Source organism: Streptomyces sp. AM25 (genome assembly GCF_058146165.1).
In genome coordinates, this window is the sequence record NZ_JBKIWN010000001.1 from 158,359 (window position 1) to 177,483 (window position 19,125).

Sequence of the window (19,125 nt, forward strand, 5' to 3'; positions counted from 1 at the left end):
GGCGACGCGGCCCAGGCCCCAGACCGCCGCCTGGAGGGGGCTGGTGAGCGGGTCGGCGGCGCCGGTGGTGACCGCGCCGCGGGTCAGGGCCCATAGGGGGGCGGTGAGACCGGTGTCGGCGAGCGCCTGGATCAGGACGATGCTGAGCGCGAGCCCGGCCGGCAGTTCGGCGACGGGTGAGCCGTGCTCGTCGGCGAGGGGAAGCAGGGACAGCACGCCGGAGAAGGTCCGCTCCGTACCGCTCAACGCTTCGAGGCGGGCGGCGAGTTCGGCGCGGTCGCGGCAGGCGGCGTCCAGCACGAGCGTCTCGAACTGGGCGCCGTGACCGCGCAGTGCGTCCAGGATCTCGTCGCTGTCGGTCCCTTCGGCGGTCACGACCAGCCAGGTGCCGTTCAGGACGGGTGCAGCGGCCGCCCGGACCGGGCGCCAGGCGACGCGGTAGCGGGTGGAGTCCAGCAGCGCCTTCTCCTGCCGCAGCTGGCGCCAGGAGGACAGGGCGGGCAACAGCGCGTAGAGGGAGGCGTGTTGTTCGTCGCGCAGGCCGAGAAGCCCGGCGAGCCCTGCGGCGTCACCGCGCTCGACGGCGCTCCACAGCTCGGCGTCCGCCGGGTCGGAGGCGGCGGCCTGCGTGCTGCGGGCCGGGGCGGCCTCGGGCCAGTAGCGCTCGTGCTGGAAGGCGTACGTGGGCAGGTCGACCGTACGGGCGCCGGTGCCGGCGAGGTACGCGGGCCAGTCGACGGCCGTGCCGTGGACGTGCAGGCGGGCCAGCGCGGTGGCCGCGCAGCGCTCCTCGCCGCGTCCGGTGCGCAGCAGCGGGACGATGTGTACGTCCGCCGCGTCGCCGAGGGCTTCCTGCGCGACGGCCGACAGCACGCTGTCGGGGCCGAGTTCGAGGAAGGTGCCGGCGCCGCAGTCGTGCGCGGCGTGCATGGTGTCGGCGAAGCGGACGGCGCCGCGGGCGTGCGCGACCCAGTAGTCCGCGGAGCGCAGTTCGTCGTCGGTGGCGGGCCGTCCGGTCAGGCCGGAGACGACGGTCACGGCCGGTGCGTGGTAGGTGAGCCCGGCGGCGATCTCGCGCAGCCCGTCGAGCGCGGGCTCCATGAGCGGCGAGTGGAAGGCGTGGCTGACCGTCAGGCGCTTGGTCTTGCGGCCCTGGGCGGCGAAGTGGGCGGCGATCTCCTCGGCGGCCGCCAGCTCTCCGGCGACCACGACGCTGTGGGGGCCGTTGACGGCGGCGAGGGAGACCTCCTGCTCGCGCCCGGCGAGCAGCGGCGCGACCTCGTCCTCGCCGGCCTGAAGGGAGATCATCGCGCCGCCTGCGGGCAGCGCCGCCATGACCCGTCCCCGCGCGGTCACCAGGCGGGCCGCGTCGGGCAGCGAGAGGACGCCTGCGACGTGCGCGGCGGTGATCTCGCCGATGGAGTGGCCCAGCAGCACGTCGGGGCGGATGCCCCAGGTGCCGAGCAGCCGGTGGAGCGCGACCCCGATGGCGAACAGCGCGGGCTGGGTCCACTCGGTGCGGTCCAGCAGCGCCGCCTCCGGGCTGCCCTCCGGGGCGAACAGGACGTCCTTGAGGGGGCGGTCCAGGTGCGGGTCGAGGGCGGCGGTCACCTCGTCGAGGGCCTGGGCGAACGCGGGGAAGCGGGCGGCGAGTTCACGGCCGGCGCCGGGGCGCTGGCTGCCCTGCCCGGAGAACACCACGGCCAGCTTGCCCGCGCCGCCGACCTCGCCCTCGGTGAGCGCGGAGCCCGGCCGGTCGGCGGCCAGGTCGGCGAGGGCGCTCAGCAGTTCGTCGCGGTCGCCGACGACGACGGCGCGCTGGTCGAAGGCCGAGCGGGTGGTGGCCAGGGAGAGCGCGACATCGGCCGGGTCGAGGGCGGGGCGCTCGTCCAGGAAGGACCGCAGGCGGGCGGCCTGGTCGCGCAGCGCGGCCCGGCTCCTGCCCGACAGCGTCCAGGGCACGACGGCCGGGGTGAGCGCCGGCTCGTCGCGCTGCTCGGCGACGGCCGACGGCTCCTCGACGATGAGGTGCGCGTTCGTACCGCTGAAGCCGAAGGAGGAGATACCGGCCCGGCGCGGCCGGCCCGTCTCCGGCCAGGCGGTCTCCTCGGCGAGCAGGCGCACCGCTCCGGCGTCCCACTCCACGTGCGAGGAGGGCACGTCGGCGTGCAGCGTGCGGGGCAGCACGCCCTTGTCCATGGCCATGACCATCTTGATGACGCCGGCCACGCCGGCCGCCGCCTGGGTGTGGCCGATGTTGGACTTCACCGAGCCCAGCAGCAACGGGTGCGCCGGGTCGCGGTCCTGGCCGTAGGTGGCCAGCAGGGCCTGCGCCTCGATCGGGTCGCCGAGCGTGGTGCCGGTGCCGTGCGCCTCGACCGCGTCGACGTCCGTGACGGACAGGCCGGCGCCGGCCAGCGCCTGGCGGATCACCCGCTGCTGGGACGGGCCGTTGGGGGCGGTCAGCCCGTTGGAGGCGCCGTCCTGGTTGACGGCGGAGCCCCGTACGACGGCCAGGACGCGGTGCCCGTTGCGGCGGGCGTCGGAGAGCCGTTCGAGGACGAGCACGCCGACGCCCTCGGACCAGCCGACGCCGTCGGCACTGTCGGAGAAGGCCTTGCAGCGGCCGTCCTCGGACAGGCCGCGCTGCCGGGAGAACTCGATGAGGGCACCGGGCGTCGACATCACCGTGACACCGCCGGCCAGGGCCAGCGAGCACTCACCCGCGCGCAGGGCCTGCATCGCCCAGTGCATGGCGACGAGCGAGGACGAGCACGCCGTGTCGACGGTGACGGCGGGGCCCTCCAGGCCGAGGGTGTAGGACACGCGCCCGGAGGCGATGCTCGGGGAGGTGCCGCTGCCCTGGTGGCCCTCGAACTGCCCGCCGGCGAGCGTTTGCGCGTAGTCGTTGTACATGACGCCGGCGAACACGCCGGTGCGGCTGCCGCGCAGGGACACCGGGTCGATGCCGGCCCGCTCGATCGCCTCCCAGGACGCCTCCAGCAGCAGCCGCTGCTGCGAGTCGGTGGCCAGGGCCTCGCGGGGGCTCATGCCGAAGAACGCGGGGTCGAACTCGGGCGCGTCGTGCAGGAATCCGCCGAAGCGGGTGTAGGAGGTGCCGAGGTGGTCCGGGTCCGGGTCGTAGAGCGCCTCCAGGTCCCAGCCGCGGTCGGTGGGCAGGCCCGAGATGGCGTCGGCGCCCTCGCTGACCAGCCGCCACAGGTCCTCGGGCGAGGCGACGCCGCCCGGGTAGCGGCAGCTCATGCCGACGATGACGACGGGGTCCTGGTCGGTGGCGGCGAGTGGTGCGGCCGCCGTGACGGCGGCCTCGGAGCCCATGAGTTCGCCGAGGACGTGCGCGGCGAGCGCGCTGACGGTCGGGTAGTCGAAGACCACCGTGGCGGCGGTGCGCAGGCCGGTGGCCGCGCGGAGCCGGTTGCGCAGCTCCACGGCGGTCAGGGAGTCGAAGCCCAGGTCGCGGAACGGGCGTTCCGCGTCGATCTCGGCGGCACCGGAGTGGCTGAGCACGGCGGCCACTTGACCGGCCACGAGGTCGCGCACCACCTCGGTGCGGTCGGTCTGCTCCAGCCTGGAGAGCTGCTGGACGAGGCTCACGGCGGTCTCCGAACCGGCGACCACCGAGCGGCGGGCCGGGGTGCGCACGAGGCCGCGCATCAGCGCCGGCACCTCGCCCCGGGCCCGCAGGACGGACAGGTCCAGCCTGACCGGGAGCAGGACGCCGGCCGCGGTGGCGGTCGCGGCGTCGAAGAGCGCGACGCCCTGGTCCTCGGTGAGCGCGGGCGTGCCCATGCGCTCCAGGCGTTCGAGGTCGGCCCCGGTCAGCCCGCCGGTCATGCCGCCGGTGGGCGCCCACGGGCCCCAGCCCAGGGAGAGGCCCGGCAGCCCCTCGGCGCGGCGCAGCCGGGCGACGGCGTCGACGAAGGCGTTCGCGGCGGCGTAGTTGCCCTGGCCCGCTGCGCCCACGGTGCCGGAGAGGGAGGAGAAGACGACGAAGGCGGCCAGGTCCAGCCCCCGGGTGGCCTCGTGGAGGTGCCACACGGCGTCGGCCTTGGGGCGCAGCACCGTGCTGATCCGTTCGGGGGTCAGCGACGCGATCAGGCCGTCGTCGAGCGTGCCGGCGCTGTGCACGACGGCGGTGACGGGGTGTTCGGCGGGCACGGCGGCCAGCAGCCGCCCGACGGCGGAGCGGTCGGCGAGGTCGCAAGCCTCGACGGTCACCTGTGCGCCGTGGTGGGACAGTTCGGCGACGAGTTCGCCGGCGCCCTCGGCGGCGGCGCCCCGGCGGCTGACGAGCAGCAGGTGCCGCACGCCGCGCTCGGCGACCAGGTGCCGGGCCAGTACGCGGCCCAGGCCGCCGGTGGCACCGGTGAGCACGACGGTGCCCTCGGGGTTCCACTGCTCGCCGGCCTCCGGTGCCTGGGCGCGGGCGAGCCGGGCCGCGAGCACGGTTCCGTCGCGGAGGGCGGTCTGGGGCTCGTCCGCCGCCAGGGCCCGGGCGAGCTGCGGCGCGCCGGACCCGTCGGGGGCGAGGTCCACCAGGCCGAAGCGGCCGGGGTGTTCGGCCTGTGCGGCACGCACCAGGCCCCAGACGGCGGCGGCCGCCGGGTCCGGCGCCTCGCGCCCGTCGGCGGTGACCGCGCCGCGGGTGACGAACACCAGGCGGGAGTCGGCGTATTGCTCGTTCTCCAGCCAAGTCCTCAGCTGTTCAAGGACGTCGGCGGTGCGGGCGTGTGCCGAGGCGACCGGGTCGTCGTCGGCGGTGCCGGCGACGGGGGCGAGCACGATGCCAGGCGCCTCGGCCGCCTCGGCGTCGGGGCCGGGCAGGGCCGTGACCGTGAGGCCGGGCGTCCCGGCGAGGCCGAAGAGGTCGGGGCCGTGGACGGCCACGGTCGAGGGCACGGTCCCGGCGGGGTCCGGCAGCGGGGTCCAGCGCAGCTCGAACAGGGCCTCGCGGCCGAGGGAGGCGGCGGCGCCCAGCCGCTCGTCCGGCATCGCGCGCAGGACGAGCGAGCCGACGGAGGCCACGAGGGCGCCCTCGGTGTCGGCGACCGCGATCGCCACCGCGTCCTCGTCGGTACGGGTCAGCTTCACGCGGACCGTCGTCGCCCCGCTCGCGTGCAGGGACACGTCCTGCCACGAGAAGGGCAGGCCGCCGCGGGCCTCCTCGCCGAGACCGGCGAAGGCCGAGGCGTGCAACGCGGCGTCCAGCAGGGCCGGGTGGATGCCGAAGGAACCGGTGTCGGAGGTTCCGGTCTCCGGCAGCGTCACCTCGGCGTAGACGTCGTCACCGGCGGTCCAGGCCGCGCGCAGGCCCTGGAACAGGGGGCCGTACGCGAAGCCGCTGTCGGCGATGCGGTCGTAGAAGCCGTCGAGGTCCACCGGCCGGGCGCCGGCGGGGGGCCAGACGGCGGCGTCGAAGGCGGTGCGGTGCTCGCCGGCGACGAGCGTGCCGACGGCGTGCTGCGCCCAGGGGAGCTCCTCGGGCCCGTCGGGGCGGGAGTGGATGCTCAGGGTGCGGCGGCCGGACTCGTCCGGGCTGCCGACCCACACCTGCACCTGCACGCCGCCCTCCGCGGGCAGGACCAGGGGCGCGGCCAGGGTGAGTTCCTCGATGCGGTCGCAGCCGGTCTCGTCCCCGGCGCGGACGGCCAGCTCCAGGAAGGCGGTGCCCGGGAGCAGTACCGTGCCGCGCACGGCGTGGTCGGCCAGCCAGGGGTGAGTGCGCAGCGACAGCCGGCCGGTCAGCAGCAGGCCGTCGGAGTTGGCGACGGACACGGCCGCGGCCAGCAGCGGGTGGCGGGCGGCGCCCAGGCCCGCGGCGCGGACGTCGCCGCCCTGTGCGGCCACGCCCTTGGCCCAGTAGCGGCGGTGCTGGAAGGCGTAAGTGGGCAGGTCCGTGCGCCGGGCGCCGGTGCCGTCGAACCAGGCCTTCCACTGGACGGCCACGCCCCGCAGGTGCAGGTCGGTCAGCGCGGTGGTGAGCGTCTCGGCCTCGGGGCGGCCCGGCCGCAGCACGGCGAGCGTGGCGGGGGCGGCCTCGGAGTTCTCGCCGAGGCAGGCCTGGGCCATGGCGGAGAGGACGCCGTCGGGGCCCAGTTCGAGGAAGGCGCCGACGCCGTGGCCGCTCAGCCAGGTCACGGTGTCGGCGAACCGGACGGCGTGGCGGGCGTGGTCCACCCAGTAGTCGGCGGAGGTCAGCTGCTCAACGGTGGCGAGGGTGCCGGTGAGGCCGGAGACGACGGGGAGGACGGGTGCTTGCGGCGCGAGGCCGGAGACGACGGTGCGGAACTCCTCGAGCATGGGTTCCATGAGCGGGGAGTGGAAGGCGTGCGAGACCTGGAGCTGCTTGGTCTTGCGGCCCAGCTCGGTGAAGTGCCCGGCAATGGCGGTGACTTCGTCCGCCGCACCGGCGACGACGACGGCGTCGGGTCCGTTGATGGCGGCGATCGAGGCCCGGTCCTGCAGGTTCTCCAGCAGGGGCAGGACCTCGTCCTCGGCCGCCTCCAGGGCGACCATGACGCCGCCGGCGGGCAGCGCCTGCATGAGTCGGCCGCGGGCCAGCACCAGGGCCGCGGCGTCGGCCGCCGAGAAGACCCCGGCCACGTGCGCGGCCGCGATCTCGCCGATGGAGTGGCCGGCGACGAAGTCCGGCTTGATGCCGAGGGATTCGGCCAGCCGGTACAGCGCGACCTCGATCGCGAAGAGGGCGGGCTGTGCGTAGCCGGTCTCGTTCAGCAGCGCGGCCTCGGGCGTGCCCCCGGCGGCGAACAGCACGTTCCTCAGGGGACGTTCGAGGCCCTCGTCGAAGTGGGCGAGGATCTCGTCGAGCGCGGCGGCGAAGACGGGGAAACGGGCGTGGAGTTCGCGTCCCATGCCCGGCCGCTGGGAGCCCTGGCCCGCGAAGAGGAAGGCGAGCTTGGGGCGGCCCTGCACGGTGCCCTGGTCCAGGCCCGGAGCCGGTTCGCCGGCGGCCAGCGCGGTCAGCGCGGCGAGGGCCCGGTCACGGTCGGCGGTGGTGAAGGCGGCGCGGTGCTCGAAGCCGGAGCGGGCGGTGGCCAGGGAGTGCGCCACGTCCACGGGTGCGAGGTCGGGGCGGGAGGTGAGGAGGTCCAGCAGCCGGGCGGCCTGGGCGCGCAGCGCTTCCCGGGTCCGGCCGGAGACCAGCCACGGGACGGCGCCGGCAGCGATGGTGGCCGTCTCCCCCGCGTCCTCGCCGTCTGCTTCGGAGTCCCGCCCGGACGGGGCCTCTTCGAGGATCGTGTGCGCGTTGGTGCCGCTGAGCCCGAAGGAGGAGATGCCGGCCCGGCGCGGTTCCCCGCCCTGCGGCCACGGGGTCTGCTCGGTCAGCAGGCGCACGGCGCCCGCTGTCCAGTCCACGTGCGAGGACGGTGCGTCCACGTGCAGGGTGCGGGGCAGGATGCCGTGCTGCATGGCCAGCACCATCTTGATGACGCCGGCCATGCCGGCCGCCGCCTGGGTGTGCCCGAGGTTGGACTTGACGGAGCCCAGCAGCAGCGGGTGGTCCTCGGCGCGGTTGCGGCCGTAGGTCGCGATGAGCGCCTGGGCCTCGACCGGGTCGCCCAGGGTGGTGGCCGTGCCGTGCGCCTCGACGACGTCGACCTCGTCGGCCGAAAGCCGTGCGCTGACCAGCGCCTGCTCGATCACCCGTTGCTGGGACGGGCCGTTGGGCGCGGTCAGGCCGTTGGAGGCGCCGTCCTGGTTGACGGCGGAGCCCCGGATGACGGCCAGGATCCGGTGCCCGTTGCGGCGGGCCGCCGAGAGCCGTTCCAGGACCACCACGCCCACGCCCTCGGCCCAGCCCGTGCCGTCGGCGGAGTCGGCGAAGGAGCGGCAGCGCCCGTCGGCGGACAGCCCGCCCTGGCGGCTGAACTCCACGAAGGTCGTGGGTGCGGACATCACCGTGACACCCGCGGCCAGCGCCAGGGAGCACTCGCCCTGGCGCAGGGAGTGGGCGGCCAGGTGCAGGGCCACCAGGGACGACGAGCAGGCGGTGTCGACCGTCACCGCCGGGCCCACGGCCCCGAAGAAGTAGGAGAGCCGGCCCGACAGGACGCTGGTGGCGGTGCCGGTCAGGGTGAAGCCCTGGGCGTCGTCGTCCGGGCCCACCCGGTACTCCTGGGGCATGGCCCCGACGAAGACGCCCGTGCGGGTGCCCCGGACCGCGGCCGGGTCGATGCCGGCCCGCTCGAAGGCCTCCCAGGAGGACTCCAGCAGCACCCGCTGCTGGGGGTCCATCGCGAGGGCCTCGCGCGGGGAGATCCCGAAGAATCCGGCGTCGAACTCGGCCGCGTCGTGCAGGAATCCGCCGGAGAACTCCCCCGCGCCCTCCGTCTGCAGCTCCCAGCCGCGGTCGTCGGGGGTCCCCGTGATGCCGTCCTCGCCCGCGACGAGCAGGGACCAGAGTTCCTCGGGGGTCGTCACACCCCCGGGGAAGCGGCAGCTCATGCCCACGATCGCAATGGGCTCCCGGGCCGCGGCCTCCAGTTCGCCCACCCGCTGCCGGGACCGCCGCAGATCGGCGCTCGCCCGCTTCAGGTAGTCCCGGAGCTTCTGTTCCTTGTCCATCTTCGCCACGTTCAACTCAACCCATCTCAAGACCGACGGACAGCAGAGGATTTCGCTGTGGGCACCCGGCACTCGGCATGGCTGTTCCCCAGCGAATGAGTCATCAGGAGGCCCCGCACGGGGCACTGCTCGACGTCCCGCACGTCACGCGCCCAGTGTGGTGGGGGCGTGGCGCCGGATTCCCTAGAGTCGGCCGACCCGGGTTCCGCGGCGGGTGTGAGCAGGTGTTTCTCGGGCGAGCCCTACCAGCTCGCCGCGGCGAGCAGCTCGCCGTGGTCGCGCACGCGGCCGGCCTGGCGGAGGTCGGACTCCACCATCATCCGCATCAGTTCCTCGAAGCCGACCTCCGGCTCCCAGCCCAGCTCCCGGCGGGCGTTGCGGGAGTCGGCGCACAGCGTCTCGACCTCGGCGGGCCGCACCAGCGCGGGGTCCACCACGACGTGCTCCTCCCAGTCCAGGCCGACGGTCTCGAAGGCGATGCGGGCCGCGTCCCGCACGGAGTGCATCTGCCCGGTGCCCACCACGTAGTCCCCCGGCCGGTCCTGTTGCAGCATCAGGTGCATCGCGCGGACGTAGTCCCCCGCGAAGCCCCAGTCACGTACCGCATCGAGGTTGCCGAGCAGGAGCTTGTCCTGGAGACCCAGTTTGATCTGTGCGACCGCGAGGGAGATCTTCCGGGTCACGAACTCCGCGCCGCGGCGGGGCGATTCGTGGTTGAAGAGGATCCCCGACACCCCGAACACCCCGTAGGACTCGCGGTAGTTCTGGGTGATGTAGTGGCCGTATGCCTTGGCCACTCCGTAGGGGCTGCGCGGGTGGAAGGAGGTCCGCTCGCTCTGCGGCGACTCCACCACCTTTCCGAACATCTCGGAGGAGGATGCCTGGTAGAAGCGGATCCGGCCCTGACCGTCGCCCCCGCTCCCGGACTTGCCCAGACCGCTCACCATCCGGATCGCCTCCAGCATGCGCAGCACGCCGGTGCCGTTCACCTCGGTGACGAGCTCCGGCTGCTGCCATGACATGGGCACGAAGGAGATGGCCCCGAGGTTGTAGACCTCGTCCGGCTGCACGAGGTCGACGGCCGAGACCAGGCTCCCCTGGTCCATCAAGTCGCCGTGCACGAAGGACAGGTCGGGTATCAGCTTGGCCACCCGGTCCTTCCGCGGATTGGCCTGCCCCCTGGTCAGACCCCACACCTGGTAACCCTCGGCGAGCAGATGCTCGGCGAGGTACGAGCCGTCCTGCCCGGTGATTCCGGTGATCAGCGCGCACTTGGACATTCGGTCCCCTTTCACTGCCACGGACAAAGCCGGTCGAGGGACATGAGTCCTCACCAGCGCTCGGCAGGTTCACGGAACCACGAGGCGTCCTAAGAAATTCAGGAGTCTTCGGCGCGGGCCGCCTCAGGCGGGTGCGGGAACGGGGTGCCGCCTGCCATTGCGGAGCCGACCTGTGGCACGGGGGCCGTGTCCGGGCTGCCGGCGTGCTGACGCAGCCGGAGGCTGTGACGCAACCTCGCTCCGCGTAGCCCAGCCTGGTCAGTTGCGAGCAGCAGGGCATATCGCCCTGCTGCAGGGGGTTGTGCCAGGGGGCGTCGGCCTGGCGGGTGTTGCTCGGCGTCCAGGCTTTCGCCGGCTCAGCTCTGTTTCGCGGCTCGTTCGATGAGGCCGGACAGCAGTGGTGCGATCGAGGCGGCGAGCGGGCTCGCGGCGAATGTCTGGAGACTGGTGTCCGAGAGGGTGCAGGCGCGTGAGGTGAACAGCCAGCGGCCGTGGTGGCGTGCGAGGGTGTCGGAGTAGCGGCCCTGTACGACGTGCCCGCTGAACTCGGGGCTTTGCGTAAACAGGTTGACCTCGCAGTTACTGGTGGCGGTCTCCCCGTCGACGTCGATGACGAAGCCGCTCTGGACGTGGTGCAGGCCGAGGTCGGCGGCAAGGATGATCTCGGCGAACTCTTTGATCATCTGGGAGCCGCGGAGGCTGAGCCCGACGGGCGGGTAGTCGAGGCGGGCGTCTTCGGCGAACAGGCTGATGAATGCCTCGGAGGGGCCGTAGTCGGCGTAGTAGGCGTAGCGCTGCACGAGGTCGACGATCATGGCGTGGTCGGCGGCTTCTTGCAGGTATGCGTCATCTCGGCTGGTCATGACACTCCGCTCCGGGGTGCGCCCCGGGTCGAGGAATGGGCGGCCGGGCCCAGGTTGGCCGGGCCGTGGACATCCGCGCGGTACGGCGACGCGGCCGGCTGGAGGCGGCAGGCGGGAACGTGTGCGAGGTGCGGGGTCAGGAGGCTGGCGGGTTGTTCAGGCGGCTCCACCACCAGGCGATGCTGTCGACCGGTAGCGGCTGGGTGTCGGGGTGGTCGGCGCGGGGGTTGTCGGCTGGGGTATCTTCGGCGCTGCCATGTTCGGAAAGCCCAACGTTTCCCCTTTCGCCTGGATCGCGTTCACGTGCCCGGTAAACGGCCGATGCATGTCGCCGCCATCCGTACCCGAGGCAGCCCGGTCCCAAGCCGTTGAACCGGCCACCGCCGGTGTACCGCGAAACGGTCGATATCGCGTGATCCGCCTGGTCACAGGGGTGCGGGAGTGAGTCGCAGAGTCCAGGGGCGAAGACGGATCCGCGGCAGCGGGGCCGGTGCCGGGGCGGGGGTTGGGGATCGCGCCAGACGGCCACCGGTTTGGTCGGCCGACGCGTCATCAGCGGCATGGCACTCCAGGCCAGATGCGCTTCCGCACGGGTGGACGCCGGCCGATCGATGCACCGGTGCGATCGGCCGCCCATCGCGACAGCAGTCCGTCCGCACCGGCAACAGCATGGGCGCGGCCGCGCGCCCAGCGCCGAACACCTCTGCTGCCAGGGCGATTTCACACTCCTTCGGACCGTGACCTGCCCGTCGGCGCAAGACAGTGTGGCGACAACGGCGAGAGGACGTTGAAATTGGGTCGTGGGCGGCAAACGTGGCTGGTAGGAAACGGATATGATCAATCACGATCTCGCCCCTGTGGAGCACCTCCTCGCGGAACGCGCTTGCGAGCGTTTGATCCTGGAGTTTGTGCGGCGGCTCGACCTGGGCGAGCCGAGCACGGTCTGCGAACTCTTCACCCCCGATGGGCTCTGGGAATGGCCGTACGACAGCCGGCGGATCCAAGGCAGGGAAGCTCTGCGCGATTACTTCGGTTCGCGTCCAGCGGATCGGCTGTCCCGGCGGATGTGCACGAACATCCTGGTCACCGTCGACTCGCAGCATTCCGCCGCAGCGACCACCTACTTCGCGACCTATCGAGTCGACGGCCATACCGACGGCACGCTGCATCCGCCCCGGCTGCCCGCGAACATCGGCCACTACGAGGACACTTTCCGCAAGATCGACGGCATATGGCTCCTGGCTACACGGACCCTCGTCCTGCCGTTCGGCGGGCCGACGGAACACGTGGGCAGTACCAGCCGATCCTGAGTGCAGGAATGCGCCGATCAGGCTGCAAGGCATCAGTCGCCGCCCCTCAGGCAGGTGCAGGAAGAGTGCCCCGCAACAGCGCACCACCCGCCGTTCCCGTCACCGAGGCCGGCACCTGTGGAGTGAGGGTGTTCCAGGTGGTGTCGACGGTACTGTCCGGGCCGGTGTCGGATGTGATGCGGAGATGTGCCGTGACCACGCCCCGGCCCCGGTCCCACGCAGCCGTGCCGCTGACGGCGGCGTCGTCCACCCACCGCACCCCGGTGAAGCCGAAGCATGCCCGGGTGTCTCCGGTGACGGTCCATGTGCCGCCGCGCAGGCCGGAGTCGCGGCCGTCGGTCAGATAGCCGCTGCGGACGATCGCATCGCCCACCGCCGCGACGCCGGCGGCGGCCGCCCGTAACCCGTCGGCATCGGCCTGGTTGCCGGGCGCGGGGGTGGCCGGAACGGTGTCGGCGAGACGCGCGGGGTAGGCGCCGAGGACGGGGATCGCGGGGGTGTGCCGGGTGCAGGAGGTGTCCAGGCGCGCCAGGGCGGCGGGGGCACGGACGAACTGGCGGTACAGGGACTGGCCGCACGCCTCCGGGCCCGGCCGGGTCCGGTCGGGCATGGCGGTGATGTGGGTGAGGTTGGGTACGGTCACGAACCGGGCGGAGGGCCCCAGTTGAGCCGCGACGTGCTGGCCGCCGACAGCGGGGGTGAGCGAGTCGAGGTCGCCGCCGAGGACGAGGACGGGCAGCGTCGGGGGCACCCGGGGCGGCCGGGCGGTGACGGGGGTACGGGCGCGCTGCGGCGCGGGCCAGTCGAGGCAGCCGTCGTAGGTGTTGGTGTAGGCGTTGACGGTCGTCCACTCGGCGGCGGTGAAGGGAGCGAAGGTGGCGTCGGACTGAGCGGCGATACGACTCCGGAGCCGGCGGGCGCGCTGGTCGCCCGTGCCGCTCATGGAGAAGAGCTGCGGGTAGTCGGTGCAGGCCACCGCGAAGTACAGGGCGTCGGAGAAGGCGGGAGGCGGCAGGTTGGTGCCGTCGGACGCGATGGTCTGTTCGGCCAGACGGAGCAGCGGAGCGGCGTCTCCGTGGCCTAGGAAGGCCTCGGCGGCGGCCTGCAGGCCCCGGTAGACGGCCGGGTCGGAGCCTGCGTCGTTGATCAGGTCGACCAGGGTGGTCACGGTGACCGTGCTGGTGGTGGGCTGTCCGTCCAGACCGGTGGTGGTGCCGCGGAGCGGCGCCGCACGCAGGTGGGCCGCGAGGGCGGAAACCGTGCGCCAGGCGTCGGCGGATCCGTGCGCGGCGCAGGCCGGGGAACGCCGGCAGGCGAGGGCGAAGGCCCTGCGGGCGGTGGTGACGCTGCTGGAGTACCAGGGGTCGAGGCCGAAGACTTCGTAGGTGGCGTCCAGGGTGAGCGAACGGAGCAGGGCCGGGTGGCGGGTCGCGAAGACCTGGGCGAACCAGCTGCCGTAGGAGTCTCCGTACAAGTCGACGCCGGTCAGGTGCAGTTGGGACAGGAGGTCGGCGAGGTCCTGCGCGGCGTCGGCGGTCCCGAACGACTCCGAGGCATGGATCCAGCCGCCGTCGGGGCGCCGCCAGGTGTGGTCGAGACGCTCACCGCAGGCGCCGACGGTACGGGCGAAATCACGGCCGGAAGGCTGGCCTTTGTACTGCTCCAGCTCGGGGCAGCTCAGGATCTGGGAGTGCCCGGTACCGCGCAGGTCGACCATGAGCAGGTTGCGGCGTGCCCGGAGCGGCCCCAGCAGCTCCAGGTACGCAGCGCGAGAATACCTAGTAGACCAGCCGGGGCCGCCGTCGACCACGACCGTGGTGCCCTGGGGACGCCCGGTGGCCGGTACCCACTCGAACCCGATGCCCAGGGCCGGGCTGCCGGGGGTGGCACGGTCCAGCGGGACCTGCGCTGTACCGCACCAGCCGGCCGGCTCCCCGTCGTTGCACGGACCGAGCTGAAGGGAACCGAGCCGGAGCACGGGGCTGGGCGTGTACGCCCCGGCGGGTATCGCCTTCATCGCGACGAGTAACGCCAGTACCAGGGCGGCGAGGGTACTGCGGCAGACCAACGAACCAGTGATTCGACGGGACGTGACGGTCATACCGCCCTCCTGTGACGAGGCACCTGCGCGGCGCGGCTCCGGACCGGTCCATCAACTCGTGCGGCTCGGTGAGCACTCAGCAGTTTTGTGCATGGGCGGTGGTGTCGCCAGTGGAGCAGTCCGGAAAGTCGCGCACGGCTGCCCAGGGCAGAGCGCACTAGGATCCAGCGCGGCGGCAGTCATCCGCCGCCCCGACGGGGGCGAACAGGCAGGCGCCGTCCCGCCCCTCTACGGAGCACCACCGACGCGGGCACGACAGCCTCCGCTACCTCCTCCCACTGCTCCGGTCCCAGGCTCGCCAGGACCACGGGGAAGAGCCCGCCCTGTTTCCTTACGGATAAGGCATTCGTCAGGCCAAAGCTGCTACTGGGCGGGCTCGGCGAAGTACGGTGCATGATCGCGCCCCAAAAGGGCGCGGGGAACTTCGCGACCAACCACAACGAGCCCGCAGTCGACGCATTGTCGTCGTAGCCGATGGTGGGGTTGACGACGCGGCTGGCGGCCCACCAGTTCTCGTCGGCTGTTTCGGTGATCGCCATCAGGATGTCCTCTTCGGGGACGTCGGCGAACAGCTGGAGGTTGTCGACCCGTCGAAGGCGTCGCGGAAGAGATACGACGCGTCGCAGCGGAATGGCCGGATCCCTCGTTCCACTCTGGTCCCACTAGCAGCAGGCTGTCCCGCGTCCACCAGGCCAACCAGGGGGGAGAAGCCTGTGAAGAGGCAGAACAGAAGCAGCAGATGGAGAGCGGCAGTTCTTCCTATCGCAGCCGTGATCGCGTCCGTTCCACTGATCGCGGCTTCGCCATCGGCCGACGCACCACCGCACCAGGGGGGCAAGGTCAAACCCACGGCCGGAGCACATGCTCAGCACGGGACGGACCCACGCCTGATCGCGTTCCAGAATCAGCAGCGCGTGCTCGACAAAGTCGCCGGAGACATCACCGGAGGTCTCTCCGAGTACGACCGGGCCAAGATCCCAGGCTTCACCGAGGTCGAGATCGACCCCGAGCACAATCACCTGCGGCTCCGTTGGAAGAGCACGCCTCCTGAGCGGGTGCAGCGCATTCTCGCTCACCTTCCCAGCGGTGTGACGGCCGAAGTGGTGCCGGCCCGGTATTCCAAGTCCGAACTACATGAGGCCCGCAACAAGCTTCTCCAGGGTGGGAAGCCGATGCCCCTTCGGCCGTCGTCCTCGACGGGCGCGCTGCGTATCACGAGCATCGCGGGTGCCAACGACGGCAGCGGTCTGGAGATCACCTACGATGAGGACCGTGGTGTCGGTCAGCGGGATCGCGTGGACCCGCTGGCCCACTCTGAGCGCCTGAACAGGTCGAATGACGTCAAGGCCCTCACCGACCGGCTCACCGGCATCAACACCACTGCAGCGTACAAGCCGTTGAGCGAGGACCCACCGTCTACCGGTGGCAAAGCCCAACTGCGTTTCGGGCCGACGGCGGACAAGGGGATTCGCAAGCACGATTCGCCTCCGTGGTACGGCGGTTCCGCCTTGAAGAACCCCTCCGGGGGCATCTGCTCCAGCGGATTCGCCGTCAAGGACCGGTACGGGAGCTTCATGCTCACCGCAGCGAAGCACTGCGACGGCAGCGACGGGTACTGGCGCACCTGGGAAGGCGGTGACGACGTCGGAGTGAGCGACCGGCTGCAGAGCAACGCCTCCGTGGACACCATCGGCATCGCCTTGCACAACCCGGCCAGCCCATTCCTGTACGACGGGGCGGCCAACAGAACCGACGGCTACTCCAAGCCCGTCTCCGGGTACGGGCACAACTTCGCCGGAGACTACGTGTGCACCAACGGCGCGAACGGCGGCGTGCACTGCAACGTCGTGCTGAAGTCCGTCGACGTGGGTGTCACGGGAGCAGACGGCGGATACCGCCCCATCACCGACCTGGGGTACGCACTGGACTGGCCGTCGCACGGCGTGGCCGCGGTCAACGGTGACAGCGGCGGCCCGGTCTTCGTCGGCGCGAACAACTGGACCACCGACGAGGCGCGGGGAACGATCACCGCCCTCGACAAGACGGTGACCTGCCCGTCGGACCTGAACGAAGACACCGTCCTCGACGGACACCAGAGAAAGCCCTGGTGTCTTGGGGGCGTGTACTACGTGCCCATCTCGCAGACACTGCACGCCCTGCAGTGGACGCTCGTCACCACGTAACACCACCAGCAGGCCGGGCCGGGTCGGTGCCGGTTCCACGGCGCCGGCCCGGGCTCTTCCTCAACCTGCCGAAAGCTGCCAGGCTCGGGCCGCGCAGCGTCACCGCCGACCGTGGAGCATGATCGTGGACCCGCAGCAGCTCAAGCGCGCCACACGCGCTCTATGGATCGGCGGCACACTGGCCGTCGTCATCACCGTCGCGACCGCGTGGTGGCTCAGTGAACAACACCGCCAGGATCGCCGGTACGACGGGGCGGTATCCGGCAACGTACTGGTCAGCAGTGACGGCCGTACGCTCACCACACCCGTCAGATGGACCCCCTGCCACGAGGTACGCCCGCAGCTTCAGGCCCGGGAATCCACGATGACGGTCACATTGGTGCTGAAGGAGGGAAGCGCCGATCTCCAGCACCAGTGCAAGAGTTCCGACAAACAGGTCACAACCACGCTCGCGGCGCCCTTGGGCACCCGGCGGCTCGTCGACGCAAGCACCGGCGCCACCATCACACCGGTCGACAGCTCCCAGCTCGCCACCCCCGGGTACCTCCCCGCAGGCTACGAACACACCGAAGACATCAACGACGAGTCCGACGCCCCAGCCGACGAACACTGTCTCCCCTCGCCGTACTTCAGAGCAGAGGGCCCTGCTTGGACGCGGTTCTACCGCAACGGCCCGACACGCCCCTCGCTGGCCATCGCACAGGTCGCCGAGGCAACGCCGGATGACGCTCACAGCGCCACCGCGTCAGTCAGCGGGCACCCGGCCCATCTGCAAGAGCACTCAGGTGCCCGCTGCCTGAAATGGTCCAACGGCAGGTACACGTTCGCTGTGTCTACTCAGGACACGCAGCTCACCACGAACCAATTGCTGCGGATCGCCCAACAGCTCGACCACGGCCCCGAACAGTGAAGTCTCGGGCGGGCCGCTGGCCTGCCAGCCCGCCATGATGGGTGCGGCTTGTCTTGAGTGAGGGCTCCCCTCTGAAGCGAACGGGCTGTGCATGAATCGCTGTTCAGTCATAGTTTTCGCTGTCCGAGCACGGAGAGTCCGACCGTGCCAACAGTTATGAATGGGACGACTACATAGCCGATGTCGCCGCCTTCCACCGACATCTGGGTGTTGGCCCCGTGCCGGTGCTGGGTCACTCGCCAGGCAGGGTCAACGCCAACCAGTTTGCCGCGGCGGTCACCATCTCTCTGTCGGAGCCCTGCTGAGTTGCGGAGTTCAAGCTGTCAGACGGTATCTGTTACAGCGGGGGTCGCGTACGTGATCGAGTCACGCCGGAAGGGTCACGGCCTGCGCGCGCTCGTACAGTCGCTGAGCTGCTGCGTTGCGGAGGTAGGGGCGAATCAGCGCCTTCATGTTCTGGATCTTGATGTCCGCACTTCCTGACTGCACGAGAGGGTAGTCGTCCAACACGCGACCCCATGTTGCGCAGGCCTCTTCCAAGTGGCCCAATTCCAGCTGCCGTTCGGCTAGCAAGGCATTGTAGCGAACGCTGCTTCGCCGATAGTGGCTGTCACGCAGCCGATCCGATTCCTTCAGAGATTCGATTGCCCCGGCTTTGTCGCCGAGCCCGTATCGGACCTGCGAGACATGGTAGGCCAAGGATGACGGCGCATAGCTGCCGAAGGCTTTGGCTCTCGACTCGGCCTTGTCCATGGCGGCTTCCGCCTCTTTGATGTAGGCGAGTGCCTGCGCTCGGGCACCGTCGACCGCGTAGGAATGGGCTTGCTGGCCGGCGAGAAACGCGCGCATTCGTGGCCCTGCCGACGGTGATGCCGCGGCGGCAGAGTCCGCCAACCGCATGGCATGGGCAGTGTGTCCGAGGTCAATTGCCTGGAGGCTCATGCCGCGCAACGTGGTGCAGAAGGTCAGGTGGTCCTCGGCGGCCCCGGCGTACTTCAGGGCGAGCGAGTAGTACCGCTGGGCCTGACCGTGAGATCCCTCGTCGACAGCCATGAACCCCGTCAGGTACAAGAGGTCGGCTGTCGCAGACAGAAGCGCCTTGCGGACAGCCTCGGAAGCGTCGGCCCGCAGGTGCGCAGCCACGGTGTTGACCAGGAAGGCAGCGGCCATAGGGCGTGCGTGCCGTCCTCCGAACTGATCATCCAGTTCTGACACCTTCTCCGTCATGGCCACCACCGCGTCCACTTCCCTCATCCCAATGCGGCGAGCGTGGCCTACCTGAACGGTTTCCAAGCGCCCTACAACGTCTGGCCACTCAGGGATCGTCAGCGCGACAGAGAACAGACCGGCGCCGAGGACACCCCGCCGTGAAGGAAGCATGTCGTCCTTCCCCAGTTCGACCAGTTCCACCAGGGTATCGAGCGGTTGTCCCTGGTCGCCCACCAGGACTTCGAAGCCGGCTTCGGCATGGGTGACCTGGCGTTCGAGGCGTCGCGAGAACGCTTCGATGATGTAGGGGCGCACCTCTTCCCGAGGGATTGTCCCGGTCAGCCAGTGATGCACCGCAGACGCGTTGTACCGCAAGGGGGTGCCGTCCTCCGCACCCACGAGGTTCACCGCCCGCGCGCACTGGCTCAGCTTCCAGCCGGCTTCCTTGAACAGAGCCTGTAGACGCTCGTTCGACACGATCGCTCAACTCCCCGTGCCCCGTGGCACGTTAAACGCTTTAAAACCGCAGCTCCGCCGCAACGGTACCGCCGCACACGTTCGCGCGGTTGCGTAGAGGTCAGGAGAGATCGCAGAGAGCGGAGGACGCTAGTGGACGTAGAGACCACCCCGGCCGAAGATCGCGTACGCGGATGCCCGTTCGC

Annotated in this window: 9 protein-coding genes (1 of these 9 only partly in view); 3 read left to right on the top strand and 6 right to left on the bottom strand. The window is 71.3% G+C overall.

Going from position 1 to position 19,125, the window contains the following annotated elements; genetic code table 11:
- The 3 genes from ACLHRZ_RS00470 to ACLHRZ_RS00480 form a co-directional block, all read right to left on the bottom strand.
- Positions 1-8,607: the 5' end (the start) of a type I polyketide synthase gene (locus tag ACLHRZ_RS00470; RefSeq protein ID WP_490416130.1), read on the bottom strand. The gene continues 19,734 nt to the left of window position 1, outside the view; 8,607 of the gene's 28,341 nt are visible here — the first part of the coding sequence; the start codon lies at positions 8,605-8,607; its stop codon lies off the left edge, out of view.
- Positions 8,608-8,849: 242 nt separating this feature from the next.
- Complete coding sequence (locus tag ACLHRZ_RS00475) at positions 8,850-9,887, bottom strand: GDP-mannose 4,6-dehydratase (protein ID WP_490416131.1); 1,038 nt, start codon at positions 9,885-9,887, stop codon at positions 8,850-8,852.
- A 356-nt stretch (positions 9,888-10,243) separates the two neighbouring features.
- A complete protein-coding gene (locus tag ACLHRZ_RS00480; protein WP_490416132.1) occupies positions 10,244-10,750 on the bottom strand; it encodes a nuclear transport factor 2 family protein in 507 nt (168 codons plus the stop codon).
- 833 nt (positions 10,751-11,583) lie between these two features.
- Between ACLHRZ_RS00480 and ACLHRZ_RS00485 the strand changes: the two genes are divergently transcribed.
- Positions 11,584-12,060 carry a nuclear transport factor 2 family protein gene (locus ACLHRZ_RS00485; protein ID WP_490416133.1) on the top strand — a complete coding sequence of 159 codons (477 nt, stop codon included), beginning with the start codon at positions 11,584-11,586 and terminating at the stop codon, positions 12,058-12,060.
- Positions 12,061-12,106: 46 nt separating this feature from the next.
- Here the strand turns inward: ACLHRZ_RS00485 and ACLHRZ_RS00490 are convergent, their stop codons facing one another.
- Both ACLHRZ_RS00490 and ACLHRZ_RS00495 read right to left on the bottom strand, forming a co-directional pair.
- Entirely contained in the window at positions 12,107-14,161 is a 2,055-nt protein-coding gene (locus tag ACLHRZ_RS00490) for an alpha/beta fold hydrolase (protein WP_490416134.1), read from the bottom strand.
- Between the two features lie 179 nt (positions 14,162-14,340).
- Positions 14,341-14,700 carry a hypothetical protein gene (locus ACLHRZ_RS00495; RefSeq protein WP_490416135.1) on the bottom strand — a complete coding sequence of 120 codons (360 nt, stop codon included), beginning with the start codon at positions 14,698-14,700 and terminating at the stop codon, positions 14,341-14,343.
- Between the two features lie 375 nt (positions 14,701-15,075).
- Between ACLHRZ_RS00495 and ACLHRZ_RS00500 the strand changes: the two genes are divergently transcribed.
- Both ACLHRZ_RS00500 and ACLHRZ_RS00505 read left to right on the top strand, forming a co-directional pair.
- On the top strand, positions 15,076-16,344 hold the full coding sequence (locus ACLHRZ_RS00500; RefSeq protein ID WP_490416136.1) for a chymotrypsin family serine protease: 1,269 nt from the start codon (positions 15,076-15,078) through the stop codon (positions 16,342-16,344).
- A 124-nt stretch (positions 16,345-16,468) separates the two neighbouring features.
- Positions 16,469-17,254: a hypothetical protein gene (locus ACLHRZ_RS00505; protein ID WP_490416137.1), complete on the top strand. Its 786-nt coding sequence runs from the start codon at positions 16,469-16,471 to the stop codon at positions 17,252-17,254.
- 366 nt (positions 17,255-17,620) lie between these two features.
- Here the strand turns inward: ACLHRZ_RS00505 and ACLHRZ_RS00510 are convergent, their stop codons facing one another.
- Positions 17,621-18,940, bottom strand: a complete 1,320-nt coding sequence (locus ACLHRZ_RS00510; RefSeq protein WP_490416138.1) for a tetratricopeptide repeat protein — start codon at positions 18,938-18,940, stop codon at positions 17,621-17,623.
- Positions 18,941-19,125: the final 185 nt, after the last annotated feature.

Bases quoted from the DNA above. Each gene is read 5' to 3' on its own strand.
- ACLHRZ_RS00475 (WP_490416131.1), bottom strand. From the start codon at position 9,887: ATGTCCAAGTGCGCGCTGATCACCGGAATCACCGGGCAGGACGGCTCG.
- ACLHRZ_RS00495 (WP_490416135.1), bottom strand. From the start codon at position 14,700: ATGGCGATCACCGAAACAGCCGACGAGAACTGGTGGGCCGCCAGCCGC.
- ACLHRZ_RS00485 (WP_490416133.1), top strand. From the start codon at position 11,584: ATGATCAATCACGATCTCGCCCCTGTGGAGCACCTCCTCGCGGAACGC.
- ACLHRZ_RS00490 (WP_490416134.1), bottom strand. From the start codon at position 14,161: ATGACCGTCACGTCCCGTCGAATCACTGGTTCGTTGGTCTGCCGCAGT.
- ACLHRZ_RS00480 (WP_490416132.1), bottom strand. From the start codon at position 10,750: ATGACCAGCCGAGATGACGCATACCTGCAAGAAGCCGCCGACCACGCC.